Genomic DNA, 710 nt, shown 5'->3' with positions numbered 1-710 from the left:
GGGCAGGGCGTGCTCCTCCAGCACGAGGGGGCCGAACATGCGGCGCCGCCGCGCCAGCACGGCGGCGGCGCGGGCGTCGAAGGCGGCGCCTTCCTCCCAGCGCAGGCGTTCGGGAAAGCGGCGCTCCAGCGTGGCGAGGTCGAGCGGCGCGGCCATGCGGATGCGCGCATCGGTGCCGGCGAGCTCCAGATCCGCCACGGCGAGCAGCGGCGCCTTGGCCAGCGGATCGTTGGCGGCGAGCCGCGCGCCCTGCCCGGAGGCGAGGCGGAAGGCGCCGTCCATCGTGCCGCGCTTCGCCGCGATGCGGTCGGGGAAGCCTGCGGCCAGCAAGGGCCCGGCCTCGCCGCCCGGCAGCGCGGTGCCGTGCAGCTTCAGGCGCCGCCGGTGCAGCGTGGCGGCGCGGCGGATGCGGTGGATGGTCGCGCGGTCGGCGTTGGGATGATCCGCGCCGTGCAGCAGTTCGAGCCGCGCGTTGATGTCGGCCGGGGCGTCCCGATCCCGTATGGGGTCGCGCTCCTCCAGCAGCGCGGCGAGGTCGGCGGCGAGTGCCTTCTCGCCTTCGTCCGCCGCGGCCAGCAGCAGGCGCGCGAGCCGGGGATGCGTGCCCATGCGCGCCATGCCGCGGCCCATCGGCGTGATGCGGCCCGCGTCGTCCAGCGCGTCGAGTTCGCGCAGCAGGGCGCGGCCGGCGGCCAGCGCGCCGGCGGGCG

General features: G+C 77.9%; 1 pseudogene. It reads right to left on the bottom strand.

What is annotated here, in order from left to right:
* Positions 1-710: pseudogene (locus tag OZN99_RS32905) on the bottom strand (ATP-dependent helicase HrpB); the annotation flags it as partial.

The organism is Falsiroseomonas oryzae, from assembly GCF_027856955.1.
GTDB lineage: Bacteria > Pseudomonadota > Alphaproteobacteria > Acetobacterales > Acetobacteraceae > Falsiroseomonas > Falsiroseomonas oryzae.
This window is presented reverse-complemented; position numbering and strand designations above follow the sequence as displayed.